This is a genomic window from Streptomyces endophyticus (assembly GCF_035798155.1).
In the GTDB taxonomy this organism is placed as follows: domain Bacteria; phylum Actinomycetota; class Actinomycetes; order Streptomycetales; family Streptomycetaceae; genus Streptomyces; species Streptomyces endophyticus.
In genome coordinates this window covers 18,756-44,410 of record NZ_JAOZYC010000189.1, presented here as the reverse complement: position 1 = coordinate 44,410, position 25,655 = coordinate 18,756, and the positions used below count along the sequence as shown (strand labels likewise).

27 protein-coding genes are annotated in these 25,655 nt (G+C 72.0%); 6 read left to right on the top strand and 21 right to left on the bottom strand.

Annotated features, from left to right (window positions below):
* The 7 genes from OKJ99_RS38135 to hsaA form a co-directional block, all read right to left on the bottom strand.
* On the bottom strand, window positions 1-1,460 hold a 1,460-nt coding region (locus OKJ99_RS38135), incomplete at its 3' end, for a DEAD/DEAH box helicase (protein ID WP_326023006.1).
* A gap of 131 nt (window positions 1,461-1,591) precedes the next feature.
* Window positions 1,592-1,795, bottom strand: coding sequence for a cold-shock protein (locus tag OKJ99_RS38130; protein WP_266720703.1), 204 nt, complete (start codon window positions 1,793-1,795; stop codon window positions 1,592-1,594).
* 174 nt (window positions 1,796-1,969) lie between these two features.
* Window positions 1,970-2,617 carry a TetR/AcrR family transcriptional regulator gene (locus OKJ99_RS38125; protein ID WP_407700843.1) on the bottom strand — a complete coding sequence of 216 codons (648 nt, stop codon included), beginning with the start codon at window positions 2,615-2,617 and terminating at the stop codon, window positions 1,970-1,972.
* A 19-nt stretch (window positions 2,618-2,636) separates the two neighbouring features.
* Window positions 2,637-3,185: a flavin reductase family protein gene (locus OKJ99_RS38120; RefSeq protein WP_326023005.1), complete on the bottom strand. Its 549-nt coding sequence runs from the start codon at window positions 3,183-3,185 to the stop codon at window positions 2,637-2,639.
* Window positions 3,173-4,087 (bottom strand): VOC family protein, encoded by a 915-nt coding sequence (locus OKJ99_RS38115; RefSeq protein WP_326023004.1) that lies wholly within the window; start codon window positions 4,085-4,087, stop codon window positions 3,173-3,175. The genes OKJ99_RS38120 and OKJ99_RS38115 overlap by 13 nt, the downstream gene beginning before the upstream one ends.
* Before the next feature lie 9 nt (window positions 4,088-4,096).
* The gene (hsaD, locus tag OKJ99_RS38110; RefSeq protein ID WP_326023003.1) at window positions 4,097-4,963 is read right to left on the bottom strand and encodes a 4,5:9,10-diseco-3-hydroxy-5,9,17-trioxoandrosta-1(10),2-diene-4-oate hydrolase; all 867 of its coding nucleotides are present in this window, start codon (window positions 4,961-4,963) and stop codon (window positions 4,097-4,099) included.
* Window positions 4,960-6,153, bottom strand: a complete 1,194-nt coding sequence (gene hsaA, locus OKJ99_RS38105; protein ID WP_326023002.1) for a 3-hydroxy-9,10-secoandrosta-1,3,5(10)-triene-9,17-dione monooxygenase oxygenase subunit — start codon at window positions 6,151-6,153, stop codon at window positions 4,960-4,962. Before hsaA ends, hsaD begins: the two co-directional genes overlap by 4 nt.
* A gap of 219 nt (window positions 6,154-6,372) precedes the next feature.
* Here hsaA and OKJ99_RS38100 point away from each other — a divergent pair, with 219 nt between their 5' ends.
* The gene (locus OKJ99_RS38100) at window positions 6,373-7,263 is read left to right on the top strand and encodes an IclR family transcriptional regulator (RefSeq protein ID WP_326023001.1); all 891 of its coding nucleotides are present in this window, start codon (window positions 6,373-6,375) and stop codon (window positions 7,261-7,263) included.
* A gap of 13 nt (window positions 7,264-7,276) precedes the next feature.
* Here the strand turns inward: OKJ99_RS38100 and OKJ99_RS38095 are convergent, their stop codons facing one another.
* From OKJ99_RS38095 to OKJ99_RS38065, 7 genes are all read right to left on the bottom strand, one after another.
* Window positions 7,277-8,086 (bottom strand): SDR family oxidoreductase, encoded by an 810-nt coding sequence (locus OKJ99_RS38095; RefSeq protein ID WP_326023000.1) that lies wholly within the window; start codon window positions 8,084-8,086, stop codon window positions 7,277-7,279.
* 85 nt (window positions 8,087-8,171) lie between these two features.
* Window positions 8,172-9,218 carry a ferredoxin--NADP reductase gene (locus OKJ99_RS38090; RefSeq protein ID WP_326022999.1) on the bottom strand — a complete coding sequence of 349 codons (1,047 nt, stop codon included), beginning with the start codon at window positions 9,216-9,218 and terminating at the stop codon, window positions 8,172-8,174.
* A complete protein-coding gene (locus OKJ99_RS38085) occupies window positions 9,205-9,408 on the bottom strand; it encodes a hypothetical protein (protein ID WP_326022998.1) in 204 nt (67 codons plus the stop codon). Before OKJ99_RS38085 ends, OKJ99_RS38090 begins: the two co-directional genes overlap by 14 nt.
* Window positions 9,405-10,586, bottom strand: coding sequence for a Rieske 2Fe-2S domain-containing protein (locus OKJ99_RS38080; RefSeq protein ID WP_326022997.1), 1,182 nt, complete (start codon window positions 10,584-10,586; stop codon window positions 9,405-9,407). The genes OKJ99_RS38085 and OKJ99_RS38080 overlap by 4 nt, the downstream gene beginning before the upstream one ends.
* 6 nt (window positions 10,587-10,592) lie before the next feature.
* A complete protein-coding gene (dmpG, locus tag OKJ99_RS38075; protein WP_326022996.1) occupies window positions 10,593-11,651 on the bottom strand; it encodes a 4-hydroxy-2-oxovalerate aldolase in 1,059 nt (352 codons plus the stop codon).
* A complete protein-coding gene (locus OKJ99_RS38070) occupies window positions 11,648-12,556 on the bottom strand; it encodes an acetaldehyde dehydrogenase (acetylating) (RefSeq protein ID WP_326022995.1) in 909 nt (302 codons plus the stop codon). The genes dmpG and OKJ99_RS38070 overlap by 4 nt, the downstream gene beginning before the upstream one ends.
* Window positions 12,557-12,564: 8 nt before the next feature.
* On the bottom strand, window positions 12,565-13,353 hold the full coding sequence (locus OKJ99_RS38065; RefSeq protein ID WP_326022994.1) for a 2-keto-4-pentenoate hydratase: 789 nt from the start codon (window positions 13,351-13,353) through the stop codon (window positions 12,565-12,567).
* Window positions 13,354-13,549: 196 nt separating this feature from the next.
* On the opposite strand from OKJ99_RS38065, the gene OKJ99_RS38060 reads away from it, so the two are divergent.
* A complete protein-coding gene (locus OKJ99_RS38060) occupies window positions 13,550-15,151 on the top strand; it encodes a flavin-containing monooxygenase (protein ID WP_326022993.1) in 1,602 nt (533 codons plus the stop codon).
* Here the strand turns inward: OKJ99_RS38060 and OKJ99_RS38055 are convergent.
* The 7 genes from OKJ99_RS38055 to OKJ99_RS38025 all read right to left on the bottom strand — a co-directional run bounded on the left by OKJ99_RS38055 (window position 15,141) and on the right by OKJ99_RS38025 (window position 21,578).
* Window positions 15,141-16,076, bottom strand: a complete 936-nt coding sequence (locus tag OKJ99_RS38055; RefSeq protein ID WP_326022992.1) for an alpha/beta hydrolase — start codon at window positions 16,074-16,076, stop codon at window positions 15,141-15,143. The genes OKJ99_RS38060 and OKJ99_RS38055 overlap by 11 nt on opposite strands.
* On the bottom strand, window positions 16,073-16,870 hold the full coding sequence (locus OKJ99_RS38050) for an SDR family NAD(P)-dependent oxidoreductase (RefSeq protein ID WP_326022991.1): 798 nt from the start codon (window positions 16,868-16,870) through the stop codon (window positions 16,073-16,075). Before OKJ99_RS38050 ends, OKJ99_RS38055 begins: the two co-directional genes overlap by 4 nt.
* A 53-nt stretch (window positions 16,871-16,923) precedes the next feature.
* Entirely contained in the window at window positions 16,924-18,492 is a 1,569-nt protein-coding gene (locus tag OKJ99_RS38045) for an FAD-dependent oxidoreductase (RefSeq protein ID WP_326022990.1), read from the bottom strand.
* A complete protein-coding gene (locus OKJ99_RS38040) occupies window positions 18,489-18,932 on the bottom strand; it encodes a nuclear transport factor 2 family protein (protein WP_326022989.1) in 444 nt (147 codons plus the stop codon). Before OKJ99_RS38040 ends, OKJ99_RS38045 begins: the two co-directional genes overlap by 4 nt.
* 78 nt (window positions 18,933-19,010) lie before the next feature.
* Complete coding sequence (locus OKJ99_RS38035; protein ID WP_326022988.1) at window positions 19,011-20,168, bottom strand: acetyl-CoA C-acetyltransferase; 1,158 nt, start codon at window positions 20,166-20,168, stop codon at window positions 19,011-19,013.
* 22 nt (window positions 20,169-20,190) lie between these two features.
* Window positions 20,191-20,784 carry a TetR/AcrR family transcriptional regulator gene (locus OKJ99_RS38030; protein ID WP_326022987.1) on the bottom strand — a complete coding sequence of 198 codons (594 nt, stop codon included), beginning with the start codon at window positions 20,782-20,784 and terminating at the stop codon, window positions 20,191-20,193.
* Window positions 20,781-21,578, bottom strand: a complete 798-nt coding sequence (locus OKJ99_RS38025; protein WP_326022986.1) for an SDR family oxidoreductase — start codon at window positions 21,576-21,578, stop codon at window positions 20,781-20,783. The genes OKJ99_RS38030 and OKJ99_RS38025 overlap by 4 nt, the downstream gene beginning before the upstream one ends.
* A gap of 79 nt (window positions 21,579-21,657) precedes the next feature.
* On the opposite strand from OKJ99_RS38025, the gene OKJ99_RS38020 reads away from it, so the two are divergent.
* The 4 genes from OKJ99_RS38020 to OKJ99_RS38005 all read left to right on the top strand — a co-directional run bounded on the left by OKJ99_RS38020 (window position 21,658) and on the right by OKJ99_RS38005 (window position 25,637).
* Window positions 21,658-22,539 carry an enoyl-CoA hydratase gene (locus OKJ99_RS38020; protein WP_326022985.1) on the top strand — a complete coding sequence of 294 codons (882 nt, stop codon included), beginning with the start codon at window positions 21,658-21,660 and terminating at the stop codon, window positions 22,537-22,539.
* Window positions 22,536-23,675 (top strand): acyl-CoA dehydrogenase family protein, encoded by a 1,140-nt coding sequence (locus OKJ99_RS38015; protein ID WP_326022984.1) that lies wholly within the window; start codon window positions 22,536-22,538, stop codon window positions 23,673-23,675. Before OKJ99_RS38020 ends, OKJ99_RS38015 begins: the two co-directional genes overlap by 4 nt.
* Window positions 23,675-24,628 carry an acyl-CoA dehydrogenase family protein gene (locus OKJ99_RS38010; protein WP_326022983.1) on the top strand — a complete coding sequence of 318 codons (954 nt, stop codon included), beginning with the start codon at window positions 23,675-23,677 and terminating at the stop codon, window positions 24,626-24,628. Before OKJ99_RS38015 ends, OKJ99_RS38010 begins: the two co-directional genes overlap by 1 nt.
* 103 nt (window positions 24,629-24,731) lie before the next feature.
* Window positions 24,732-25,637 (top strand): chitosanase, encoded by a 906-nt coding sequence (locus OKJ99_RS38005; RefSeq protein ID WP_326022982.1) that lies wholly within the window; start codon window positions 24,732-24,734, stop codon window positions 25,635-25,637.
* Window positions 25,638-25,655 lie beyond the last annotated feature (18 nt).

Genomic DNA, 25,655 nt, shown 5'->3' with positions numbered 1-25,655 from the left:
CCCGCGCCCGCGCTCGAACCGGCGCCCGCGGCACGGCCACCGTTGCCGTTGCCGTTGCCGTTGCCCGATCCCCCGCGGGAGCGGCGGGAGCGGCGCGGCTTGGCCGCGGCGGCGGGAGCGACCGGCTCCGGCACGGCTATGGCCACGGCGACACCGGACGGCTCGCGCGCGCCGGTGATCTCCGTGAGCTCCACGTCCGTGGAGCGGACCTGCGTCGTGCGCGGCTGGATCTTCGCGTCGCGCATCAGGCGCTGCACATCGCGCTTCTGCTCGGGCAGGACCAGGGTGACGACGCTGCCGGACTCACCGGCGCGGGCGGTGCGGCCACCGCGGTGCAGGTAGTCCTTGTGCTCGGTGGGCGGGTCGACGTTGACGACGAGGTCGAGGTCGTCGACGTGGATGCCGCGCGCCGCGACGTTCGTGGCGACGAGCGCGGTGACCCGGCCGTCCTTGAACTGCTCCAGGGTGCGGTTGCGCTGCGGCTGGCTGCGCCCGCCGTGCAGCGGAGCCGCGTACACGCCGGTGGCGAGGAGCCGCTTGGCGAGCCGGTCGGCGGAGCGCTTGGTGTCGACGAACAGGAGGACGCGTCCTTCACGGGCGGCGATGCGCGCGGTGACGGCCTTCTTGTCGGTCTCGTCGAGGAGATGCAGGACGTGGTGCTCCATCGTCGTCACCGCGCCCGCGGACGGGTCGACGGAGTGCACGACGGGGTCGTTGAGGAACTGCTTGACGAGCCGGTCCACGTTCTTGTCGAGCGTCGCGGAGAACAGCATCGTCTGGCCGCCCGCCTCGACCTGCTTCAGGAGCGCGGTGACCTGCGGCATGAAGCCCATGTCGGCCATCTGGTCGGCCTCGTCGAGCACCGTGGTGCGCACCGAGCCGAGCATGCAGTCGCCGCGCTCGATGAGGTCCTTGAGGCGGCCGGGGGTGGCGACGACGACCTCGGCGCCGCGGCGCAGCGCGCCGGCCTGCCGGGAGATCGACATGCCGCCGACGACGGTCGCGATGCGCAGCTTCAGCGCGGTGGCGTACGGGGTGAGGGCGTCGGTGACCTGCTGGGCGAGCTCACGCGTGGGGACGAGGACGAGCGCGAGAGGGGACTTCGGCTCGGCCTTGGCGCCGGTCGTGTGGGTGAGCAGCGGGAGGCCGAAGGCGAGGGTCTTGCCGGAGCCGGTGCGGCCGCGGCCGAGGAGGTCCCGTCCGGCGAGCGAGTTGGGGAGCGTCGCGGCCTGGATGGGGAACGGCTCCGTGACGCCCTGCTCACCCAGCGTCTTCAGAAGGACGCCCGGCATGTCGAGTTCGGCGAAGCTGTCCACCGCGGGCAGCGCGGGAGTGGTGTTCTCCGGCATGGTGAATTCGCTCGGCGGCGCCGACTGTGGCCGGCGACGCTGCTCGGGGGCGCGGCGCTGCCCGGCTGCGGGACGGGGACTGCGGCGGGACGGGCGGGCAGAACTGGCCATGCGGCGATGCCTTCCGGGACGGGACAGCAGGAACCGGGGCCCGCACCGTAGCGGTGCGGGCCCCGGCCCGGTGATGCTCGATCCGATCTCACCGGGTCAGCCCGGTGAGGTCGAGTGATCTACGAGCGAGATCAGGCGGGGAGGATGTTCTCCGCCTGCGGGCCCTTCTGGCCCTGCGTGACGTCGAACGTCACCTTCTGGCCCTCCTGGAGCTCACGGAAGCCCGAGGTGGCGATGTTCGAGTAGTGGGCGAAGACGTCAGCGCCGCCGCCGTCCTGCTCGATGAAGCCGAAGCCCTTTTCCGAGTTGAACCACTTAACGATACCGGTGGCCATGTCGTTCTCCTTAAGAACAGGTAGCAGTCCCCATTCCACGAACGCCCACGTGAACGCCGGAAACCGGGAAATTTCCCGGTGAAAACAATAATGCGCCTGAGGAACATTCCCGTCAGGCGCGCATAAAGTCTATGGGTACCAAAACTGCAACGTCATGAATCTTAGCATGCAACGTCACCGCACCGCGATCCCGTCCAGAACCATCGACAGATACTGGCGCGCGATCTCCTCAGGACTGTGCCGGCCGCCGGGCCGGTACCAGGACGCCGCCACCCAGACGGTGTCGCGCACGAACCGGTAGGTGAGGCGGATGTCGAGGTCGGCGCGGAAGACCTGGTCGGCGACGCCGCGCTCCAGGGTGGTCAGCCAGGTCTTCTCGAACCTGCGCTGCGACTCGGCGAGGAACGCGAAGCGTTCCTGCGCGACGAGCTGCTGGGACTCCCGCTGGTAGATGGCGACGGCGGCGCGGTGCCGGTCGATCTCCCGGAAGGACTCGGTGACCAGGGCTTCCAGGGTCTCCTTGGGTCCGAGTTCGTCGTCGAGCACGGTGTCGTAGCCGGACCACAGCTCGTCGAGGAAGGTCCGCAGGATCTCCTCCAGCATCGATTCCTTGGAGTCGAAGTGGTAGTAGAGGCTGCCGGCGAGCATGCCCGCGTGGTCGGCGATCTTGCGGACGGTCGTGGCGTTGTAGCCCTGCTCGGCGAAGACCTCTGCCGCGGTGTGCAGGAGCTCGCCGCGCCGCTCGGGCGTCGCGTTCGTCGACGGGGACTTCTTCTTCGCGGGCTTCGCGGGCTTCGCGGGCTTCGTTGACTTCGTAGGCACGGGCCCATTGTCCCGGGCGTCACAGCCACTGGGCGAAGAGGTCCACCGTTTCCTGGTCCGTGCCGAAACGGCCGGTGCCGAAGGCGGAGCGGAAGAAGAGGAGCGGGCGGCCGTCGGCGCGCGGGGTGGTGAGCGTGGTGACCCGGCCGATGACGATGTCGTGGTCGCCGCCGTCGACGGTGCGTTCGAGCTCGCATTCCAGGTGGGCGAGGGCGCCGTCGATCAGGACGCTGCCGTGGTCCCGGCCGGTGTGCCAGTCGAGGTCCGCGAACTTGTCGGGGCCGCGGGAGCCGAGGGTGCGGCACAGGGCGCGCTGGTCCTCGGCGAGCACGGAGATCCCGAACCGCCGCGCGGGCGCGATGCGGGCCCAGCTGGTCGACGTACGGGCGACGCAGACGAGGACGAGGGGCGGGTCGAGGGAGAGGGAGGTGAAGGACTGGCAGGCGAGGCCTGCCGGGGCGTCGGCCTCGTCGAGGCCGGCGACGACGGTGACGCCGGAGGCGAACCGGGACAGGGTGTCCCGGTACTCCCCCGGGTCGATGGCGTCCAGGGTGCTCAGCCGTTCCACTCGTGGCCCCACAGGGAGTCGGCGGTGATCTCCTTGGCCACCCAGGTCTCCGGGTCGACGACCAGGCCGTCCCAGCCGTACTCGACCTGGAAGCCGCCGGGCGCCTGGGCGTAGAAGGACACCATGTGGTCGTTGGAGTGCCGCCCGAGGGAGGAGGCGATCGGGTAGCCGGCCTTCTTCATGCGGTCGAGGCCGTAGCCGACGTCGTCGAGCTGCTCGACTTCGACCATGAAGTGGACGATGCCGGGCGGCAGGGCTCCCGGGTAGAGGCCGAGGCTGTGGTGGCGGCGGTTCGGGGAGAGGAAGTACATGCGGTACATGTCCTGGCCCGGCTTGCCGGTGGGGACGGCGGCCGGCGGCAGCTGCATGGAGTCGCGGAGCTGGAAGCCGAGGAGGTTCTCGTAGAAGTCGACGGCCTCCTCGATCTCCACGGCGGGGAGGACGACGTGGCCCAGGCCGAGGTCGCCCGTCGACGGCGTGCTGGTCCCGGTGACGAAGCGGTTGCCGTGCGGCGTGGCGAGCGGGGTGTGGTCCTGGGCCTGGCCCCAGTAGATCTCCAGGGGGTTGCCCGCGGGGTCGCTGACGTGGATCAGGCCCTGGACGCGGCGGTCGGCGAGGGTGGCGGCGTCGGCCTCCTTCACGGCGTGCCCCGCCGCCTCCAACTCGGCCGCGGCGACGGCCAGTTCGCGGGCGTTCGGCACCTCGAACCCGGCCGCGAGCAGCCGGTCCTGGGTGCCCGCGACGAACTGGAAGCGGTGGATGCGGTCGTCGATGCGGACGTTGAGTTGCGTGTCGGTGCTGCCCTGGGCCTCGGTCATGCCGAGGATGTCGAGGACGTAGGTGCGCCAGGCGGCGAGGTCGGCCGTCTCGATGCGCAGGTGGCCGAGTGCGCGGATGTCCATGCGGGTTCCTTAGTGAGTAAAGAAGTCGATGGCGAGGCGGTTGAACTCGTCGGCCTTCTCGGTCTGCGCCCAGTGGCCGCACTTCGGGAAGACGTGCAGACGGGCGTTCGGCATCGTCTTGAGGGCGACGAACGCGCCGTCGATGGGGTTGACGCGGTCCTCGCGGCCCCAGGTCAGCAGCGTCTCGTGGGGGATCTTCCCGGCGTCGCGCCAGATCTGGGTGCGCTCGGCCCACTCGGGGTTGGCGAAGGAGGCGCCCATGCGGGCCGTGCCGAGGCGGACGTCGGGGTCGATGGCCCGCTGGTAGCGCTCCTCGACGAAGGCGTCCGTGACGATCGACCTGTCGTACGCGAGCGTGGTGAGGAACGCCCGCATCTGCTCGCGGGTCGGCTCGGCGGCGGTGTTGAACTCGAAGAGCTGCCGGATGCCCTCGGTCGGGTCGGCGTGGAAGAGGTTCAGGAAGATGCCGCCGGGGCCCATGAGGAGGAGCTTGCGGGCGCGGTCGGGGAAGTCGAGGGCGAGCCGGGCCGCGGTGCCGCCGCCGAGCGAGTTGCCCACGAAGTCGGCCTGCCGGATGCCGAGTTCGTCCATGAAGGCGACGGTGCAGCGGGCGGATGCCGTCCAGTAGTCGGCGTCGAGCTCGGGTTTGTCGCTGGCGCCGAAGCAGACCTGGTCGAGGAGGATCGTACGGAAGCCGGCGGCGGCGAAGACCGGCAGGTTGGCGCCGAAGTTGGACCAGCCGCTCGCGCCGGGGCCGCCGCCGTGCAGGAAGATCACGGCGGGCCCGTCCGCGGGTCCTGCCTCGTGGTACGCGAGTTGGATGCCGCCGGCCTTCACGAAGCGTTGGGTGCTCTCGGATGTGTACGAGGCGGTCACAGCATCACGTCCTGGATCTCCAGGCCGAGTGCGTCCTGGCCGTAGATGAGCAGCGCCCGCTCCGGGTCGTTGGCGGCGTGGCCGCGGCCGGTGTGGATGTCGCGCCAGGCGCGCTGGATGCCGGCGGGGCCCGCGCCGGTGCGCATGGCGTTGCCGCCCGCGTTCTCCATCAGCAGGTCGACGGCGGCCGCGGCGCGCTCGGTGGCGAGGACCTGGTCGCGGCGGGCGCGGGCGCGCAGTTCGGTCGGCAACGGGGCGCCGGAGCAGGCCAGTTCGTACATCTCGGCGATGTTGCCGCGCAGCTGCCGCCAGGCCGCGTCGATGTCGCTCGCGGCGCGGGCGAGGCGGATCTGCGCGAACGGGTCCTCGGCGACCTTCTGCCCGTAGCTGACGCGGATGCGCTCGCGGGTCGCGGCGACGAAGCCGTTCCAGGCGCCCTGTGCGATGCCGACGATCGGGGTGGAGATGGTGGTGGTGAAGACGCTCGCGTAGGGGAGCTTGTACAGCGGCTCGGGGTTGGCCTCGGCGCCGGGCGGGGTGAGGGCGGTGACCGGGCCGAAGGACAGGGCGCGGTGTTCGGGGACGAAGACGTCCTCGACGACGATGTCGTTGGAACCCGTGCCGCGCAGGCCGACGGTGTCCCACACGTCCTTGATCTCGTACTCCTCGCTCGGCAGCAGGAACGAGCGCATGTCGACGAGGTTGCCCTCGGCGTCGGGCACGAGCGCGCCGAGGATCACCCACGTGGCGTGGTCGCAGCCGGACGAGAAGTGCCAGCGGCCCGAGAGCCGGAAGCCGCCGTCGACGGGGGTGACCTTGCCGGTGGGGGCGTACGAGGAGGAGATGCGGGTGTCGGCGCGCTCGCCGTTCTCCCCCCACACCTCGTCCTGCGCCTGCTTCTCGTAGAGGCCCACGTGCCAGGGGTGGACGCCGACGACGGAGGCGACCCAGCCGGTGGAGCCGCAGGCCTGGGCGATCTCCTTGACGCCGTCGTAGAAGACGGTGGGGTCGGCGGCGTACCCGCCGTAGCGCTTCGGCTGGAGGAGGCGGAAGAAGCCGGTCGCGGTGAGTTCCTTGACGGTGGCCTCGGGGACCTTGCGCAGTTCCTCCGCCTCGGTGGCGCGCTCCGCGATGGCGGGCAGGAGCGCGCGGACCGAGGCGAGGACGTCTGCGGTGGAGTCGTCGGTCATGTGATGCCCCTCTTGTGTCGGCGATAGGTCGGGACGCTAAGCGGCTCCGCCGGGGGGCGGACAGGTGGGGTTCCCGGTGAGTGGGAAGGGGGCGTCCTCCTACGTCGCGGGGCTCCGCCCCGGACCCCGCTGCTCAATCGCCGCAGGGGCTGGATTAGCGGGCCTCGGCGTGGCAGGGTCCCTTCAGCGCTGATGGCGACCGTTCTACGGGGGTGTGCTGTGCTCGAAACGGCCCTGGAGGCAGATGCTCCGCTGTCTCTCCTGGAGAAGGCGGAGAAGGTTCTCGCGGCCTTCGACGGCGGGCGTGGCCGGCTGTCGCTGACCGAGATCATCCACCGTTCCGGGCTGTCGCGGTCGTCCGCGCACCGCATCCTCGACCAACTGGTGCAGCTGCGCTGGCTGGACCGGGAGGGCCGTGACTACCGGCTCGGCCTGCGGATGCTCGAACACGGCGGGCTCGCCGCGCACCACAACCGGCTGATCCGCACGGCGATCCCGCATCTGGACGCGCTGCACGAGGCCACGGGCAAGCTCGTGCAGCTGTACGTCCTGGACGGCGTGACGGACGTGGTGTGTCTGGAGCGGGCCGGTTCGCTGCCGCAGTCGGTGGGGGACGCGACGGACCGCGCGTACCCGGTGCGGATCGGGGCGCGGCTGCCCGCGCACGCCACGGCCGCGGGCAAGGCGATCCTGGCGTTCGGCGACAAGGGCGACATCGAGCAGGTCGTCGCGGCGGGCCTGCGGCCGCGTACGCATCGCACGGTGACGCGGCCCGACGTGTTCTGCTCGGAGCTGTCGCGGGTGCGTACGGCGCAGATCGCGTACGACCGCGGGGAGACGTTCTCGGGGCTCGTGTGCTCGGCGGTGCCGCTGCGCGGCGCGGGCCGGGCGGTGGCCGCCATCTCGCTGGGCTCGCTGGGCGGGCTGCGGCCGTTGGAGCTGGCCGCGCCGCTGCTGCACGGGGCGGCGCGGGCGATCTGGCGGGATCTGAACGGTCCCGGTCGGGCGGCACGGCACGCGCCCGCCCCGGACGTGACGCCGCAGGACGCGGCGGTGGACCGCACCATCCCCAACCTGCTGGGGTGGGTGCGGTCCGACTCCTGGATGTGACGGTTCGACGGCCCTACGCCTCGGGGTGCCACACCTTCGGCCAGTCCGTGCCGCGCAGTTGGGCGTCGAGGCCGCCGTCGGCGAAGAAGACGGAGCCGACGCAGTACGCGGACTTCGGCGACAGCAGGAACTCGACCAGCTCCGCGATCTCCTCGGGTCTGCCCGCGCGGCCCGCCGGGATGGATGCCAGGAACTGCCGGATGCTTTCGGCGGTCGTCGGGTCCTCGCCCGCCGCGCGGGTCATCGGGGTGTCGATGTAGCCGGGGGCGACCGCGTTGAGGCGGATGCCGTCGGCCGTGTAGTCGGCGGCGCGGGTGCGGGCGTACCAGGCGAGGGCGGCCTTGGTGGCGGGGTAGGCGCCGACGCCGCCGTCGTGTGCGCCCGCCTCGTCGGCGACGCGGCGGGCCTCGGCCTCGTCCCCGGCGAGACAGGCCTCGGCGACCTGCTCCGGCCAGTTCGGCTGGGTGGTCGTCGAGTTGGAGGAGATCAGGACGACGGAGGAGGTCCCTGCGGCGGCGAGCGCCGGGCGCAGGCCCTCCAGCAGGTCGACGGCGCCGAAGTAGTTGACGGATACGAGCAGGCTTGAGGGGCGGCCCACGCCGCCCGCGAGCCCGGCGAACGGCAGGAACCCGTCGAGTCTGCCGCCGCTGAGGCGGGTGATCTCGGCGACGGCGTGGGCACGGCCCTCGGGGGCGCCGAGGTCGGCGGTGACGTCGGCGTTCTTGAGGTCGACGCCGATGACCGTGTGGCCCTGCGCGCGCAGCCGCTCGGTGAGTGTGGCACCCATGCCGGAACCGGCTCCGGTGACAGCGATCGTGGACATGTGCTCCTCCAGCTCCTCGTTGAGAAGGATGATCTGTCTGCCTCCAGCATGCGGCCGTTCGGCAGTCCTGTGGCCGGGACTTTCGTCAGTACTCGACCCGCACTCGGCCCGTCGTCGGCAGCGCCTGGCAGGCGAGGGTGTAGCCCTCGGCGAGGTCCTCGGCGTCGAGGACCTCGTTGTGCCGCAGGGTCACCGCGCCCTCCACGACCCGGCATGTACAGGCCGCGCAGGCGCCCTCGCGGCATGAGTACGGGGCCGGGACGCCCGCCGCGAGGAGGGCGTCGAGGAGCGGGGTGTGCTCGTCGCCGGCCGCCTGGTGGGTCTGCCCGTACAGCTCGGCGGTGACGGTCACGGAGGATCCTGCGGAGGCGGAGGCGGAGGCGGAGGCGGAGGCGGAGGCGGAGGCGGGCGTGGGCATGTCGAACACGTCGCCGGACAGGGAGAAGTACCGCTCCCGGTGCACGGCGGTCGCGCCCGCCTCCCGCAGGACGTCCTCGGCCCCGTCCATCAGGGGCTGCGGCCCGCACAGGTAGGCGGTCCGTGTCGCGTACGGCGCCAGGAGCGCGGCCAGCGCCTGCCGCGTGGGCAGCCCCTGGAGGATCTCCAGCCAGTGGACGACCGCGAACCGCCCGGGGTGCTCCTCCGCCAGGCCCCACAGCGCGTCCCGGAAGATCACCGAGTCCTGGTCGCGGTTGGCGTAGACGAGGGTGACCGTGCCGGTGCCGGCGGCGAGCACGGAGCGGGCGATCGACAGGCACGGGGTGATGCCGCTGCCGCCCGCGAGCAGCAGCACGTCCTCGTCGAGCGACGCGGGTGTGAAGGTCCCGGCGGGCGGCAGGCACTCCAGTACGTCACCGGCCCTGATCTCCTCGCACACCCACCCGGAGCCCGCCCCGCCCGGCACCTTCTTCACGGTGACGCGGGGCGGTTCCCCGGTGTACGGGGAGGAGGCGAGGGAGTAGCAGCGGGCGCCGCCACCGGGGATGCGCAGGGTGAGGAACTGGCCGGGCAGGTACCGCAGTTCGGGGGCGTTGAGGACGATCGAGACGGCGTCGGCGGTCTCCCGCACGACCTCGGACACCCGCAGCGTGAGCACACCCGTGACCGGTTCGGCCAGGTCAGCGCTGGTCACGCCGGGTCACCTCCAGACGTCCCTCGTCGACGGCCCGGCCGATGGACGCGCGCAGCTCCGGGCAGCCCTGCGCGCCGAGGCGCGGGCAGGTGGCCGACGCGGCGCGCGTCCACTGGATCTGCAGGTGGTACGGGCTGTACTTCTCGCAGAGCACCTGGCTGCCGCAGGTGCCGCAGCCGACGGGCGTCATGCCCCGCCCCCGGTGATGTACGAGGTGACGCCGCCCGCCCTGAGGTTCTGCTCGGCCTCGGCGCGCCAGTTGTCGTTCGCGTGCCGGGTGTCGAGCTCGAACTCGAAGCGGTCCGTCATCTCGTCCTTGACGTCGGCGACGTCGACGTAGAACTGCTCGTACCAGCGCCGGAGTTGGTAGACCGGGCCGTCCTCCTCGGTGAGGAGGGGGTTGTCGATGCGGGTCTTGTTCTTCCAGATCTCGACGTCCTGCTCGAAGCCGACGGCGAGGCCCTCGCTGGTGACGCGGGCGGCCTCGGCGGCCTCCTCGTCGCTCATGCCGGGCAGCTTCTTGACCATGGCGCCGTACATGAGGACGAACCGGTCGGGGCCCACCGGGTAGTGGCAGTTGATGAGGACGGTCTCCATCTCGGCGCCCGGCGCGACCTCCGCGTACAGCCAGTCGATCATGTACGAGGGCCCGAAGTAGGAGGCCTCGGAGCGCAGTCCGCCGGAGGCGGAGAGGGTGCCGAGGTCGACGTCGGGGCGCGGCTCGGACTTCATGTACTGGGTGGCGACATGGCCGTCGAAGACGTTCTTGAAGAACACCGGGAACGAGTAGTGCACGTAGTAGAAGTGCGCCATGTCGACGACGTTGTCGACGATCTCGCGGCAGTTGGTGTCGATGGTGACGGCGTTCCACTGCCAGTCGGACCACAGGGCGGTCTCCTGCGACGGGCCGTGGATTCCTGCGAGTTCGGGGATGTCCTGGTCGGCGGGGGGCGGGTTGCCCTCGGGGTCGTGCCAGACGAAGAGCTGCTTGTTGCGCTCCAGGGCGTGCCAGGTGCGGGTCTTGGCGCGTGGCGGGACGCGGCGGGCGTAGGGGATCTCGCGGCAGCGGCCGTTGCCGCCCCAGCGCCAGTCGTGGAAGGGGCAGGCGAGGGTGTCGCCCTTGACGGTGCCGTGGGCGAGGTTGCCGCCCATGTGCGGGCAGAAGGCGTTGAGGACGTGCAGCTGCTTGTCCTCGGCGCCCTCGAAGACGACGAGGGTGGTGCCGAACGCCTGGACCTCGTGCGGCGTTCCGTCGCGGAAGTCGGCGGCGAGGCCGATGCAGTGCCAGCCTCGGGCGAAGCGGGTGGGGGCTGCGCCCGCGTCGATCACGCGGACGTCGGCGGCGGGGGTGTGATCGGTGGTCGTCATGGCGCATCAGGCTTTCTGTGAAATGGCCGAGAGAGCGACGGCGATGTCGATGAGCTGGTCCTCCTGGCCGCCGACGAGCCCCCGGCGGCCGGCCTCCAGGAGGATGTCGGTGGCGCTGATCCCGTAGCGCGCGGCCTGCCGCTCGGCGTGCTTGAGGAACGAGGAGTACAGGCCCGCGTAGCCGATGAGCAGCGAGTTCCGGTCGAGCAGGCACTCGTCGGCCATGATCGGGCGGATCTCGTCCTCGGCCGCGTCGATGATCTTCAGTACGTCGATGCCGGTGCGCCATCCCGAGCGCTCGGCGACCGCCGCCCAGGCCTCGGTCGGGGTGTTGCCCGCGCCGGCGCCGAAGCGGCGGGTGGAGGCGTCGATCTGGCGGGCGCCCGCGCGGACGGCGGCGATGGAGTTGCCGACGCCGAGGCCGAGGTTCTCGTGGCCGTGGAAGCCAACCTGCGCGTCGTCGCCCAGCTCGGCGACGAGCGCGGAGACGCGGTCGGTGACGCCGTCCATGAGGAGCGCGCCCGCCGAGTCGACGACGTACACGCACTGGCAGCCCGCGTCGGCCATGATGCGGGCCTGCTTGGCGAGCGCCTCCGGGGTGGTGGAGTGGGCCATCATCAGGAAGCCGACGGTCTCCAGGCCCCGCTCGCGGGCGAGTTGGAAGTGCTGCTCGGAGACGTCCGCCTCGGTGCAGTGGGTGGCGATGCGGCAGATCTGCGCGCCGTTGGCGCGGGCCTCGCGGATGTCGTCCTTGGTGCCGAGGCCGGGGAGCATCAGGAAGGCGATCCTGGCGTTGGTCGCCGTCTCGACCGCCGCCTTGATGAGCTCCTGCTCGGGGGTGTGCGAGAAGCCGTAGTTGAAGGAGGAGCCGCCGAGGCCGTCGCCGTGGGTGACCTCGATGACGGGGACGCCGGCCGCGTCCAGGGCGCCGACGACGGTGCGTACCTGTCCGGTGGTGAACTGGTGGCGGTGGGCGTGGGAGCCGTCGCGGCAGAAGGAGTCGGTGACGCGGATGTCGAGCGCGTCGGAGAACGGGTTCTCAAGAGGGCGGGCAGGGCTGGTCACTTGATGATCCCCTTCAGCTGCTGCTTCGCGAACTCCTCGCCGACCTTGGTCGCGGCGGCGGTCATGATGTCGAGGTTTCCTGCGTACGGCGGCAGGAAGTCGCCCGCGCCCTCGACCTCCAGGAACAGGGCGACGCGGGCCATGCCGCCGTTCTCGGTGCTCGCCTCGTCGAACTGCGGGTCCGCGCGCAGCCGGTAGCCGGGTACGTACGCGGCGACCTGGGCGGCGACCTCCTTGACGCTGCGCACGATCGCTTCGTGGTCGGCGTCCTCGGGGATGGCGCAGAAGACGGTGTCGCGCATGATGACGGGTGGCTCGGCGGGGTTGAGGATGATGATCGCCTTGCCGCGATCGGCGCCGCCGATCTCCTCGATGCCGCGCGAGGTGGTGCGGGTGAACTCGTCGATGTTCTGGCGGGTGCCGGGCCCGGCGGAGCGGGAGGCCACCGAGGCGACGATCTCCGCGTACGGGACGGGGACGACGCGCGAGACCGCGTACACCATCGGGATGGTGGCCTGGCCGCCGCAGGTGACCATGTTGACGTTGTCGGCGTCGAGGTGGGCCATGAGGTTGGCGGGCGGGACGACGCCGGGGCCGACGGCGGCCGGGGTGAGGTCGATCGCCTTGATGCCCGCCTCCTTGTAGCGGGGGGCGTTCTCCCGGTGCACGTACGCGCTGGTCGCCTCGAAGACGAGGTCCGGGAGTTCGTCCTGCGCGAGCAGCCGGTCGACGCCTTCGTGGCTCGCGTCCAGGCCTGCGGCGCGCGCCTTGGCGAGGCCCTCGCTCGCCGGGTCGACGCCGATCATCCAGCGCGGCTCGATGTGCTCGGAGCGCAGGAGTTTGTAGAGGAGGTCGGTTCCGATGTTGCCGGAGCCGACGATGGCGGCGGTCGCCTTCTTCGTCATACGGGACCTCACTTGGTGAACGTCAGGGACACCGGGCCGAGCCCGGTGAAGTCGGCGGTGTACGTGCGGCCGGGCGCGACGTCGACGGCCCGCGTGCACGAGCCGGGCAGGATCAGGTGCCCGGCCTCCAGGCGCACCCCGAACCGGGCGACCGTGCGGGCGAGCCAGGCGACGGACTCGGCGGGGTCGCCGAGGACGGCGTCGCCGCGTCCGGACGCGAGGTGCGCGCCGGTGTCGTCGGTGAGGTGCGCCTCCACGTCCCGCAGGTCGAGCTCGCCGATCGGGCGGCCCGCACCGGTCACGTATCCGGCCGACGAGGCGTTGTCGGCGATGGTGTCGGCGATCGCGATGCGCCAGTCCGCGATCCGGGAGTCGATCAACTCCAGGGCCGGTACGACGCGTTCGGTGGCGGCGAGCACGTCGGCGACGGTGCAGTCCGCGCCGGGCAATGCGGCGCCGAGCACGAAGCCGATCTCGACCTCGACGCGCGGCGCGCAGTACCGGCCGACGGGCACGGGGGTGTCCTCGGTCAGCTCCATCGTGGACAGGAGGTGGCCGTAGTCGGGCTCGTCGACGCCCATCATCCGCTGCATCACGGGCGACGACAGGCCGACCTTGTGGCCGCGGACGGTCTCGCCCGCGGCCAGCCGCTCGCGGATGCCGATGAGCTGGATCTCGTAGGCGTCGTCGGCGGTGATACCGCCGAAGGTCTCGGTCAACGGACGGATCGGCGAGCGCGCGGACTCCGCCGCGGCCAGCGCCTCGGCGGCCTTGCGCCGCTCGGCTTCCGTGAGCATCGGGCCGCTCCTCGCTGCTGGGTTGCTCGGGTGCGGTGAACGTAGGCGGGCCGCGGCGGCCGCGGCGACGGTGTCTTCCCGGTGAGCGGGAAGCCGTGGCTGACCGGGTGGCGGCGGCTCTGCGAGCCTCCCCGGCGTGACCGGGTTCCCACGGAGCACGCCGGCGCCCGACCGCCCACAACCCAAAGGAGCCGCCATGCCCGAACAGGTGGATGTCGTCATCGTCGGCGCCGGATTCTCCGGCCTGTACGCCGCGTACCGGATGCGTGAACTCGGCCTGAGCGTCGCCGGGTTCGAGCGGGGCGCGGACGTCGGCGGGGTCTGGTACTGGAACCGGTATCCTGGCGCCCGCTGCGACGTGGAGTCCGTCGACTACTCGTACTCCTTCGACAAGGACCTGGAGCAGGAGTGGGACTGGTCGGAGAAGTACGCGACGCAGCCGGAGATCCTGCGCTACGTGGAGCATGTGGCGCAGCGGCACGACCTGCGACGGCACTTCACCTTCGGTACGTCCGTGGTCTCCGCCGAACTGGACGAGGAGCGGCTGCGCTGGACGGTGCGCACGGACGGCGGTCAGGTGGTCGAGGCGCGGTACGTGCTGTTCGGCGTCGGCTGCCTGTCCTCCACCCATCTCCCCGAGATCGAGGGCATCGCCGACTTCGCCGGAGCCTCGTACCACACGGGTGAGTGGCCGCACGAGGGTGTGGACCTCTCCGGGTTGCGGGTCGGTGTCGTCGGGACGGGTTCGTCCGGTATCCAGTCGATCCCGGAGATCGCCGCGCAGGCAGCACAGTTGACGGTGTTTCAGCGCAGCGCCAACTACTCGATCCCGGCGGGGAACAAGCCGCTCAGCGACGAGGACCGCGCCGCGCAGAAGGCGGAGTACGCCGAGCGGCGCCGCCTCGCCCGGCTCTCCGGGGGCGGTTCACCGCACATGGCGCATCCGCTGAAGACGCTGGAGGCCTCGCCCGAGGAGCGCCGGGCGGCGTTCGAGGAGCGCTGGGAGCTGGGCGGGGTGCTGTACTCGAAGACGTTCCCCGACCAGCTCACGGACCGCGCGGCGAACGACGAGGCGCGCCGGTTCTGGGAGGAGAAGGTGCGCGCGGAGATCGCCGATCCGGCCGTCGCCGAGCAGCTGATCCCCGCCGACCATCCCATCGGCACCAAGCGGATCGTCACGGACGACGGCTACTTCGCGACGTACAACCGCGACCATGTGCACCTGGTGAACCTGCGCGGCAACCCGGTCGAGCGGGTCGAGGCGGCCGGTATCCGCCTTTCGGACGGCACGCTCGTCGAGCTGGACGTGATCGTGTACGCGACCGGTTTCGACGCGATGACCGGCTCCCTCGACCGGATCTCCGTCACAGGACGGGGCGGGCGCACGCTGAAGGAGGCGTGGGCGGCGGGCCCGCGGACGTACCTCGGGCTCGGCGTGGACGGCTTCCCGAACCTCTTCAACCTCGCGGGTCCCGGCTCGCCGTCCGTCCTCGCCAACATGATCCTCTGCGGCGAGCAGCACACCGACTGGATCGCCGGACTGCTCGGACAGCTGCGCGAGGGCGGCTACGCGGGCGTGGAGGCGCGCGCCGACGCCGTGGACGCGTGGGTGGAGGAGTGCCGGGAGCGGGCCGAGGGCACGCTGATGACGGCGGCGAACTCCTGGTACCTCGGCGCCAACATCCCGGGAAAGCCACGGGTGTTCATGCCGTTCGTCGGCGGCTTCGGGGTGTACGGCGACATCATCGAGAAGGTCGCGGCGTCCGGGTACCAGGGGTTCGAGCTGCTCAGCGGGTGAGGTTCGCCAGGTGGGCGAAGGCCGCCGCGCGGGCCGCCTTCGCCTCGGGCAGCGCGGCGTCCCCGCCCATCGACATGAAGCCGTGGAACGCCTCGTCGTAGCAGTGGTAGCGCGTGGGAACCCCGGCCGCGGCCAGGAGTTCGGCGTACCGCCGGCCCTCGTCGCGCAGCGGGTCGAGCCCGGCGGTGACGACGAACGCGGGCGGCAGACCGTCGAGCCGGTCGGCGGCGAAGGGCGTGGCGCGGGGGTCGCGGGCGTCCTCGGGGCGGGTCAGGTACTGCTTCCAGTACCAGCGCAGATGGTCGGCGGTGACGAAGTATCCGTGCGCGTTCTCCTCGTACGAGGCCGAGGAGCGCTCCGGGTCCAGCATCGGGTAGTACAGGTGCTGGGCTGCGAGGGCGGGCCCGCCGCGCTCTCGGGCGAGCAGCGCGGCGACGGCGGCGAGATTGCCGCCTGCGCTGTCGCCCGCGACGACGAGGGGCCGGTCCGGGTAGGTCTTCGCGGCCCACAGGAGTGCGGTGTACGCGTCCTCGGGGGCGGCGGGGAAGGGCGCTTCGGGGGCGAGCCGGTAGTCGACGGACACGACCGACGCACCGCTAGTCGCGGCGAGTTCACGGCAGAACCCGTCGTGCGAGTCGAGGGAGCACAGCACCATGCCGCCGCCGTGGAAGAAGACGACGACGGGTGCGTTCTCGTTCCCGCTCGGGGGGTCGTAGACCCGCACGGGCACGCCGTCGGCGTCCAGGTCGGTCACCTGGGGCAGCGCGGGGAGTCGGGGCGGCGGCGGGGCGGGGCGCTCCGCGAAGTACGCCCGTACGTCCCGGATGTCGGTGAACTCGGTACCCAGGGCGGGAAAGTTGGCGGTGCAGGCGTCGATGAGGGCCTGCACGTCGGGGCGGGGGCGGCGGCCGCGGGCAGGGGTCACCGCTCGTCCCCCTGCCCCTGCCCTCGGCCGCGCTGCGCGAACACCGGCATCCGCCCGGCCGACGCGCCGCCGTCCGCGGCGACCTCGGCGCCGGTGAGGTAGGAGGCGTCGTCGGAGGCGAGGAACGCGACGAGGCTGGCCACCTCCTCGGGCCGCCCGATGCGGCCGAGCGCGGCGGCCGGGTGCTCGGTGGTGCCGAGGTGGGCGGTCATCGCCGTGTCGATGGCGCCGGGGAAGACGGCGTTGACGCGGATGCCGTCGCCGCCGAGTTCGAGGGCGGCGGTCCTGCTGAGCCCGCGCAGCCCCCACTTCGCGGCGCCGTACGAGCCGTGCCCCCAGATGCCCTGGACCCCGGCCTGCGAGGAGATGTTGACGATCGCGCCGCCCCGCTCCCCCGCCCGCATGGCGGGGACGACGGCCTGGACCCCCAGGAACGGCCCGACGAGATCGACCTTGAGGATCCGCTCCAGCTGGGCCGGATCCTCGTCGACGATGGGTGACGTCGTGTAGATGGCGGCGTTGTTGACGAGGATGTCGAGGCGGCCGTAGGTGTCGACGGCGACGCCGACGGCGCCTGCCCAGGACGCCGCGTCGGTGACATCGAGCCGCACGAAGCGGGCCGCGGCGTCACCGAGTTCACCGGCGACCTTCTCCCCTTCGGCCACCAGTACGTCCCCGAGCACGACCCGTGCCCCGCGCCCCACCAGTTCGCGGGCGATGGCCTCGCCCATCCCGCGGGCCGCGCCGGTCACCAGGGCGACCTTCCCGGCCAGTTGTCCGTGCCACTCACTCATCGTCGTACGCCTCCCACTCGGTTCCTGCTCGGACCTTCCGCGCTACTCGGCACTCACGCCCCGGCCATCCGCCCCGCCGCCCGGTACCCGAACACCATTCCCGTCCCGATCGGCGCACCGGGCCCCGGATACACCGCCCCGGTGACATTCGCCGCCGTGTTCCCGACGGCGTACAGCCCGTCGATCGCGGACCCGTCCTCGCGAAGGACCCGCGCGTCCACGTCGGTGACCAGGCCCCCCTTCGTGCCGAGGTCCCCGAGGACCATCCGCACCGCGTGGAAGGCCCCCGAACTCAGCGGCAGCAGGCACGGGTTGGGCGCGCCCTCCTCGCCCTCGCCCGCGAAGAACCGGTCGTAGGGGTCGTCGCCGCGCCCGAACTCCGGGTCGTGGCCGTTCCCGGCGTACTCGTTGAAGGTCTTGACGGTCGCCGCGAGGCCCTCCACCGGCACGCCGATCGCCTCGGCGAGCGCCTCCACCGAGTCCGCGCTGTGCCACACCCCGGCCGCCTCGAACGACTCCCGGTCGACCGGGACGAGGACGATGCCGGGCGGCTCCTCGCCGTGCCGCGCGTCCCACACCCACCACACGGGGCGCTCCGGCGCGTCCCCGGCCCCCGCCGCGATCATGGCCCGGCCCATCCGGTCGTAGGACAGGCACTCGTTGGCGAACCGGCGGCCCTCGGCGTCGACGAAGACACCGCCGCGGAAGCCGAGCGCGAACGCCGCCCCGCCGTCGGGGAAGAGCACGGACGGGCACCACCAGCTCTCGCCGAGCAGGGACGTCGCCGCGCCGAGCCCTTGCGCGGCCCGCAGCGCGTCGCCCGTGCCGCCGCCCTCGGGCCCCATCGTCCAGTCGGCCCCCGGCCCGTTGCCCCACGCGCGGCGCAGCTCGGCGTCCCGCTCGTAGCCACCGGCGGCGAGCAGCACACCTCGCCGGGCGCGGATGAAGACCGTGCGGCCCTCCGCGTCGCGCACCTCGGCGCCGACGACCCGCCCGTCCTCGTCCTGTACGAGCCCGGTGAACGCGGTGCGCGAGCGCGCCCGCCCACCCGCCTCCTCCAGTGCGAGCAGCAGCCGGCCGATCAGCGCGCGTCCGTCCTCCAGCGCCCCCTCGGGCGCCGGCACTCCCAGCCGCTCGCTCCACGCGGGCGGGCGGACGGCGTCGAGCAGCGGCTGCTCGCCCTCGGGCCGCTCCAGAGCGACCGGGAAGACTCCGCGGCCCGCGTCGAAGCGGCCGGGGCCCGGGTAGTAGTCGGGGAACGGCCGGTACTCGAACCGGAGGAGTTCGCTGCGCTCCAGGAACTCGACCGTGGGCCCGGCCCCGTCGAGGTACGCGTCCTGCACCTCGTGCGGCGTCGAGTCGCCGACCAGGGACCGGAAGTACGCGCGGGCCAGGTCGGCGCTGTCCTCGACGCCGGCGCGGGCCTGCGCCTGGTTGCCCGGCAGCCACAGACAGGCCCCGGCGTACGCGGTCGTCCCGCCGAAGTACTCGGTCTTCTCGACGACGAGGGTGTCGAGGCCGCGCGCGGCGGCGCTGTACGCGCCGGTGAGGGCGGCGCCGCCGGAGCCGACGACCAGCACGTCGACCGTCTCGTCCCACTCCACAACAGAGTTGCTGCTCACAGCGTCTCGCTCCTCTCGTACCACTGGGGAAGGACGGCACGGACGGCGATCCGCCAGCCGTCCGGGGTGCGCCGGTACTCGTCCTCGTACCGGACGAGGCAGCGCACATCGCCCCCGTCGGCACCGAGATGATGGGCGAGGCTGTACGTGACGGCGCGGGCGCTCTCGGGCCCGGTCAGTTCGGCGACGTGGTTCCCGACCTGGTGGAAGGTGCGCGGGAAGACGGCCAGTTCGTCGAAGAGCTTGTTGCGCTCGGCGGAGCCGGCCCGCTCCCACAGCACCGTGCCGTCGGGCTTGTGGGCGACGAGCCTGCCGTCGTCGGTGAACTGGGCGTCGAGCAGGGCGGGTTCCCGCCCGTCGACGGCCAGCGCGTAGCTCTCGGCGAGGCGCCGCAGCGCGAGCGCGTCGCCGGGCTCGGGAGGAACAGGAGTACGGGTCATGCCCTCACCCTGTCCATGCCTCACCCGGCGCTCCACCGTCGGTTCCCGCTCAGCGGGATGCGGCTCCGGCCGGGGGGCTCACAGGCGCTCGATGATCGTGACGTTGGCCTGGCCGCCGCCCTCGCACATCGTCTGGAGGCCGAACCGGCCGCCGGTGCGCTCCAGTTCGTGCAGCAGGGTCGTCATCAGCTTGCTGCCCGTGGCGCCGAGCGGGTGGCCGAGGGCTATCGCGCCGCCGTTGACGTTGACCTTCTCCGGGTCGGTGCCGGTCTCCTTGAGCCAGGCGAGGACGACCGGCGCGAACGCCTCGTTGATCTCGACGAGGTCGATGTCGTCCATGGTGAGGCCGGTCTTCTTGAGCGCGTACGCGGTCGCCGGGATGGGTGCCGACAGCATCCGGATGGGGTCCTCGCCGCGTACGGAGAGGTGGTGGATGCGGGCGCGGGGCGTCAACCCGTGCTCCCGTACGGCCTGTTCGGAGGCGATCAGCATGGCCGCCGCGCCGTCCGAGACCTGCGAGGAGCAGGCGGCGGTGATGGTGCCGCCCTCGACGACCGGGTTCAGGCCCGCCATCTTCTCCAGGGTCGTGTCCCGGCGCGGTCCCTCGTCGGTGGTGACGTCCCCGTAGGCGACGGACTCCTTCGCGAACCGGCCCTCGTCGATGGCGCGCAGTGCCCGCTGGTGGGAGCGGAGCGCCCACTCCTCCTGGTCCTGCCGCGTGATGCCCCACTTCTCGGCGATGAGTTCCGCGCCGTGGAACTGGTTGACCGGCGCGTCGCCGTAGCGGGCGCGCCAGCCCTCGCTGCCGAGGTAGGGGCCCTCGGTGAGGCCGAGCGGTTCGGCGGCCTGCCGGGAGGCGAAGGCGATCGGGATCATCGACATGTTCTGGGTGCCGCCCGCGACGACGAGGTCCTGCGTCCCGGAGAGCACGCCCTGCGCCGCGAAGTGGACGGCCTGCTGGGACGAGCCGCACTGCCGGTCGACGGTGACGCCCGGCACCTCCTCGGGAAGCCCCGCGGCGAGCCAGCAGGTGCGGGCGATGTCGCCGGCCTGCGGGCCGACGGTGTCGAGGCAGCCGAAGACGACGTCCTCGACGGCGGCCGGGTCGATCCCGGTCCGCGCGACGAGCTCCTTGAGCACGTGGGCGCCCAGGTCGGCGGGGTGGACGGCGCTGAGCCCGCCCTTGCGCCGCCCGACGGGCGTACGGACCGCATCGACGATGTAGGCCTCGGCCATGACGCATCAACTCCAGTCTCTTCTAAGGATGGTGGGGCTGGGCTATCCCGTCGAGCACCATCGCCAGGTACTCGCGGGCGATCTCCTCGGGGCTGTGTCTGCCGCCCGGCCGGTACCAGGACGCGGCGACCCACACGGTGTCGCGCACGAACCGGTAGGTGAGCCGGATGTCGAGGTCGGCGCGGAACGCCCCGGCCGCCACCCCCTCCTGGAGGGTGGTCAGCCAGGTCTGCTCGAACTTGCGCTGCGACGCGGCGAGGAACGCGAACCGCTCCCTGGCCGCGAGCGCCTTCGACTCCTTCTGGTAGATGGCGACGGCGGGCCCGTGCCGGTCGATCTCCCGGAACGACTCGGTGACCAGGGCCCGCATCGTCTCGCGCGGCTCGTGTCCGGCGGCGAGCACGGTGTCGTAGCGGCCCCACAGCTCGTCGAGGAAGCCGCGCAGGATCTCCTCGACGATCGAGTCCTTGGAGTCGAAGTGGTAGTAGAGGCTGCCCGCCAGCATCCCCGCGGCGTCGGCGATCCGGCGCACGGAGGTGGCGTCGTAGCCCTGTGCCGCGAACACCTCGGCCGCCGTGGCGAGGAGTTCCCTGCGCCGCTCGGGCGAGGGGCTCATGCGCGCTGGCTGCTGACGGAGACGGTTTCGCCGGTCATGTACGAGGAGTAGGCGGAGGCGAGGAAGACCATCACGTTGGCCACCTCCCAGGGTTCCGCGTACCGGCCGAAGGCCTCCTTCCCGGTCAGCTCGGCAAGGAGTTCCTCCGAGGTGACCTTCACCAGGTGCGGGTGCATGGCGAGGCTGGGCGCCACCGCGTTGACCCGCACCCCGTACTCGGCCGCCTCTATCGCGGCGGTCCTGGTCAGGGCCATCACACCGGCCTTGGCCGCGGCGTAGTGCGCCTGTCCGGCCTGGGCACGCCAGCCGATGACGGACGCGTTGTTGACGATCACGCCGTCGCGGCCGGTGTCGCGGAAGGCGCGCAGGGCGGCCCGTACGCACCGGAAGGTCCCGTTCAAGGTGACGTCCAGGACCTTCGTCCACTGTTCGTCACTCATGTCGACGAGCGCCGAAGTGCCGCCGAGGCCCGCGTTGTTGACGACGATGTCGAGCCCGCCGTGCCGCTCGGCGGTGTGCGCGAAGAGCGCCTGCACCTGCTCCTCGTCGGTGACGTCGCAGGCGAGCGCGGAGACGCGCTCGGCCCCGAACTCGGCGGCGAGGGCCTCTTCGCTCTCCTTCAGGCGGCGCGCGTGCGCGTCGCTGATGACGACGCGGGCGCCCTCCTCCAGGAAGCGGCGCGCGGTGGCGCCGCCGATCCCGGCGCCGGCGGCCGCGGTGATCACGGCGCTCCGCCCGTCGAGCAGTTGGTGGCCGGGGACGTATCCGGGAGCCGTGGAAGCCGACGAACTCATACGCGCACCTCTTTCGGGTCGACGCTGTCCGTGCTCATAAGCTAACCTACCAAACACTTGTTAGGGAAGGATGTTTCCGATGCCCGCAGCGCAGTCCGCCGAGACCGGCCCCGACACCAGTCCCGACTCTCCCGTCCTGTACGAGGTCAGGGGCCGGGTCGCCCACGTGACGATGAACCGCCCGAAATACCGCAACGCGCAGAACTCGGCGATGACATACGCCCTGGACTCGGCCTTCTACCGAGCCGCGGAGGACGAGGACGTGAAGGTGATCGTCCTCGCGGGCGCGGGCGAGCACTTCTCCGCGGGGCACGACATCGGGACGCCCGAGCGGGACGCGCACCTGCCGTTCGAGCGGCGGGCGGGGCTGTGGTGGGACCACTCCGACAAGCGGGGCGCCGAGTCGCGGTTCGCCCGCGAGTCGGAGGTGTACCTCGGCATGTGCAGGCGCTGGCGCGAGCTGCCGAAGCCGGTGATCGCCTCGGTGCAAGGGGCGTGCGTCGCGGGCGGGTTGATGCTGGCCTGGGTGTGCGACCTGATCGTGGCGAGCGAGGACGCGTTCTTCGCCGACCCCGTCGTCCGGATGGGGATACCGGGCGTCGAGTACTTCGCGCACCCGTGGGCGATGCCGCCGCGGATCGCCAAGGAGTTCCTGTTCACGGGCGAGCGGATGAGCGCGCGCAGGGCGTACGAGGTGGGGATGGTCAACCGGGTGGCGCCCCGGGAGGAACTGGCCGCCGCCACGCACGACCTGGCGGACCGGGTGAGCGAGATGCCGCGGCTCGGACTCGCGCTGACCAAGCGCGCGGTGAACCAGGCGGAGGATCTGCAAGGCCTGCACGCGGGCATGGACTCGGTCTTCGGCCTGCACCACCTGGCGCACGCGCACAACGCGGAGACGGCCGCGGATTCGCTGGGCGGCATGGACGTGCGCGCGATGAAGGAGGCGGGCTCCCGATGAACCTGGAGTTCACCCCGGATCAGGACGCGTTCCGCGAGGAGGCGCGGGCATGGCTCGCCGCGCACGTACCGGCCGAGCCGCTCCCCTCCCTGGAGACCTCGGAGGGCTTCGCCGCGCACCGCGCGTGGGAGGCCGAGATGTCCGCGGACCGCTGGTCGGTCGTGTCGTGGCCCGAGGAGTTCGGGGGCCGTGGCGTCGACATCTTCAAGTGGCTGATCTTCGAGGAGGAGTACTACGCGGCGGGGGCCCCTGGCCGAGTCTCACAGAACGGCATCAACCTCCTGGCCCCCACGCTCTTCGACCACGCGACGGACGAGCAGCGGGCGCGCGTGCTGCCGTCGATGGCGAGCGGCGAGGTGATCTGGGCGCAGGCCTGGTCGGAGCCGGAGGCGGGCTCCGACCTGGCGGCGCTGCGCTCGCGGGCGGTGCGCACGGACGGCGGGTGGCTGCTGAGCGGGCAGAAGACGTGGTCGTCGCGGGCGGCCTTCGCGGACCGGGCGTTCGGCATCTTCCGTACGGACCCGGAGGCGGCCAAGCCCCATCACGGGCTCACGTACCTGATGTTCGACCTGCGCGCGCCCGGGGTCACGGTCCGGCCGATCGGCCGCATCGACGGCAAGCCGGCCTTCGCCGAGCTGTTCCTGGACGACGTGTTCGTGCCCGACGAGGATGTGATCGGGGAGGTCGGCAAGGGCTGGCGCATCGCGATGTCGACGACGGGGAACGAGCGGGGGCTCATGCTCCGCTCCCCCGGCCGCTTCCTCGCCTCCGCCGACCGGCTGCTCGGGCTGTGGCGGGAGCGCGGCGCGGATCCGGCGCTGCGGGACCGGGTGGCGGACGCGGTGGTCGGTGCGCGCGCGTACCAGCTGTTCACGTACGGCAACGCGTCGCGGTTCGCGGCGGGCGAGCAGATCGGGGCGGAGTCGAGCCTGAACAAGGTGTTCTGGTCGGAGTACGACATCGCGCTGCACGAGACGGCGCTGGAACTCCTCGGTGCGGACGGCGAGTTGGCGGAGGGCGAGTGGTCGGAGGGTTACACCTTCTCTCTGGCCGGCCCCATCTACGCCGGTACGAACGAGATCCAGCGCGACATCATCGCCGAGCGCCTGCTCGGCCTGCCGAAGGGACGCCGCTGATGAGGTTCCTCCTGGACGCGGAGCAGGCCGAGTTCGGCCGCACGCTCGACCGGATGCTCACGGCGGCGGACACCCCGTCGGCGGTCCGCGCGTGGGCGGGCGGCGACGCCGGGCCCGGTCGCGCGGTGTGGGGGCGGCTCGCGGAGGCGGGGGTGTTCGCGCTCGCGGTCCCGGAGGCGTACGAGGGGGTGGGCCCGCTGCCCGTAGAACTGGCACTGTCCTACGTGGAGTTGGGACGCCACGCGGTGCCGGGTCCGGTGGTCGAGACGGCGGCGGTGGCGATGCTGCTGAACGGTACGGAGGCCGGGAAGGAGTGGCTGCCCCGGATCGCGGCCGGGGAGGCGGCGGTGACGCTGGCCGCGGGCCCGTACGCGCTGGACGCGGATTCGGCGGACGCCGTGTTCGTGGTGGACGGCGACGCGGTGCGGCTCGCCGCCGGGTACGGGCCGCTGCGGGAGTCCGCCGATCCGGCGCGGCGGCTGTTCGTGCCCGAGGGCGGCGAGGTCGTCGCGCGCGGCGCGCAGGTGCGGGAGGCGTCGGACATGGCGTCGTTCCTGACGGCGGCGCAGTCGCTCGGCGTGGGCCTGGAACTGCTCCGGCGCACGGTCGACTACGCGAAGCAGCGCGAACAGTTCGGAGTCCCGATCGGCTCGTTCCAGGCGGTCAAGCACCGGCTCGCGGACGCGCTGGTGGGCCTGGAGTTCGCGCGGCCACTGCTGTTCGGGGCGGCGCTCACGATGACGTCGACCGACGTCGCGGCGGCGAAGCTGGCGGCGGGCGAGGCGGCGTACGCGGCGGCGCGGGCCGCTCTCCAACTCCACGGCGCCGTCGGCTACACGGAGGAATTGGACCTGTCCCTATGGCTCCGCAAGGCCCGCCCACTACGGGACGCGTGGGGCACGCCGGCGGAGTGCCGGGAGCGGGTGAGCAATTCAAGCCCCTGCGGCGATTGAGCAGCGGGGTCCGGGGCGGAGCCCCGTGGCCGTAACGCCGTTGCCGCCCCAGGAACGGACACCGGTCGCCACGTCGCGCACACACTCGCTTAATCTGTGCCGCATGAAACGCGCGGGCTGCCTGCTCCTCTCCTTCATAGCCGTGGCCCCACTCGCCACGGCCGCCGTCTACCTCCTGTCACCGGACGACACACAGGACGGAGCGGGCCCACGCCCCACCACCTCCGCCCCGGCCCACCCCGGCGACCAGTCCGAAGCGGAGCGCAAGGCGGACAACAAGCTGATCGCGAGCCTGCCGCCCGGCCTCGCCGCCCCACGGAAGAAGGACCTGGCGCAGCGGATCGTCGCCAGCGCCGAGAACTCGACCCTCGACTGGCGCGGCCAGTACGGCTACATCGAGGACATCGACGACGGCCAGGGCTACACGGCGGGCATCATCGGCTTCTGCACCGGCACCCACGACCTGCTGACCCTGGTCGAGCGCTACACCAAGGCCCACCCGGACAACGGTCTCGCCCGCTACCTCCCGGCCCTGCGCAAGGTCGACGGCACGGACTCCCACAAGGGCCTCGACCCCGGCTTCACCGCGGCGTGGAAGCAGGAGGCCACGCACAAGGCCTTCCAGGACATCCAGGAGAAGGAGCGCGACCGCGGCTACTTCGGCCCGGCGGTCCGCCTCGCCAAGCTCGACGGCCTGGGCACGCTCGGCCAGTTCATCTACTACGACGCGATGGTCCTGCACGGCCCCGGCACCGGACCGCACGGCTTCTACGGCCTGCGCGAGGCCGCCCTCAAGGAGGCCGACACCCCGTCCCAGGGCGGCCGCGAGAAGGCGTACCTGGACATCTTCCTGGACCAGCGCCGCAGGGCCATGAAGGCCAAGAACCCCGACCGCGACACGACCCGCATCGACACGGCGCAGCGCCAGTTCCTCTACGACGGCAACCTGTCCCTGAAGACGCCGCTGACGTGGAAGGTGTACGGGGAGACGTTCCGCATCGCGGGCTGAACGGGTGGACGGCCGAAC

What these genes read in the sequence shown, in the direction of transcription:
- OKJ99_RS38035 (WP_326022988.1), bottom strand. Translation starts at nt 20,168, where the DNA reads ATGGCCGAGGCCTACATCGTCGATGCGGTCCGTACGCCCGTCGGGCGG.
- OKJ99_RS38115 (WP_326023004.1), bottom strand. Translation starts at nt 4,087, where the DNA reads ATGGACATCCGCGCACTCGGCCACCTGCGCATCGAGACGGCCGACCTC.
- OKJ99_RS38130 (WP_266720703.1), bottom strand. Translation starts at nt 1,795, where the DNA reads ATGGCCACCGGTATCGTTAAGTGGTTCAACTCGGAAAAGGGCTTCGGC.
- OKJ99_RS38065 (WP_326022994.1), bottom strand. Translation starts at nt 13,353, where the DNA reads ATGCTCACGGAAGCCGAGCGGCGCAAGGCCGCCGAGGCGCTGGCCGCG.
- hsaA (WP_326023002.1), bottom strand. Translation starts at nt 6,153, where the DNA reads ATGACCGACGACTCCACCGCAGACGTCCTCGCCTCGGTCCGCGCGCTC.
- OKJ99_RS38085 (WP_326022998.1), bottom strand. Translation starts at nt 9,408, where the DNA reads ATGACGCCCGTCGGCTGCGGCACCTGCGGCAGCCAGGTGCTCTGCGAG.
- OKJ99_RS38015 (WP_326022984.1), top strand. Translation starts at nt 22,536, where the DNA reads ATGAACCTGGAGTTCACCCCGGATCAGGACGCGTTCCGCGAGGAGGCG.
- OKJ99_RS38005 (WP_326022982.1), top strand. Translation starts at nt 24,732, where the DNA reads ATGAAACGCGCGGGCTGCCTGCTCCTCTCCTTCATAGCCGTGGCCCCA.
- OKJ99_RS38060 (WP_326022993.1), top strand. Translation starts at nt 13,550, where the DNA reads ATGCCCGAACAGGTGGATGTCGTCATCGTCGGCGCCGGATTCTCCGGC.
- OKJ99_RS38030 (WP_326022987.1), bottom strand. Translation starts at nt 20,784, where the DNA reads ATGAGCCCCTCGCCCGAGCGGCGCAGGGAACTCCTCGCCACGGCGGCC.
- OKJ99_RS38095 (WP_326023000.1), bottom strand. Translation starts at nt 8,086, where the DNA reads ATGTCCACGATCGCTGTCACCGGAGCCGGTTCCGGCATGGGTGCCACA.
- OKJ99_RS38025 (WP_326022986.1), bottom strand. Translation starts at nt 21,578, where the DNA reads ATGAGTTCGTCGGCTTCCACGGCTCCCGGATACGTCCCCGGCCACCAA.
- OKJ99_RS38040 (WP_326022989.1), bottom strand. Translation starts at nt 18,932, where the DNA reads ATGACCCGTACTCCTGTTCCTCCCGAGCCCGGCGACGCGCTCGCGCTG.
- OKJ99_RS38050 (WP_326022991.1), bottom strand. Translation starts at nt 16,870, where the DNA reads ATGAGTGAGTGGCACGGACAACTGGCCGGGAAGGTCGCCCTGGTGACC.
- OKJ99_RS38070 (WP_326022995.1), bottom strand. Translation starts at nt 12,556, where the DNA reads ATGACGAAGAAGGCGACCGCCGCCATCGTCGGCTCCGGCAACATCGGA.
- OKJ99_RS38080 (WP_326022997.1), bottom strand. Translation starts at nt 10,586, where the DNA reads ATGACGACCACCGATCACACCCCCGCCGCCGACGTCCGCGTGATCGAC.
- OKJ99_RS38010 (WP_326022983.1), top strand. Translation starts at nt 23,675, where the DNA reads ATGAGGTTCCTCCTGGACGCGGAGCAGGCCGAGTTCGGCCGCACGCTC.
- OKJ99_RS38020 (WP_326022985.1), top strand. Translation starts at nt 21,658, where the DNA reads ATGCCCGCAGCGCAGTCCGCCGAGACCGGCCCCGACACCAGTCCCGAC.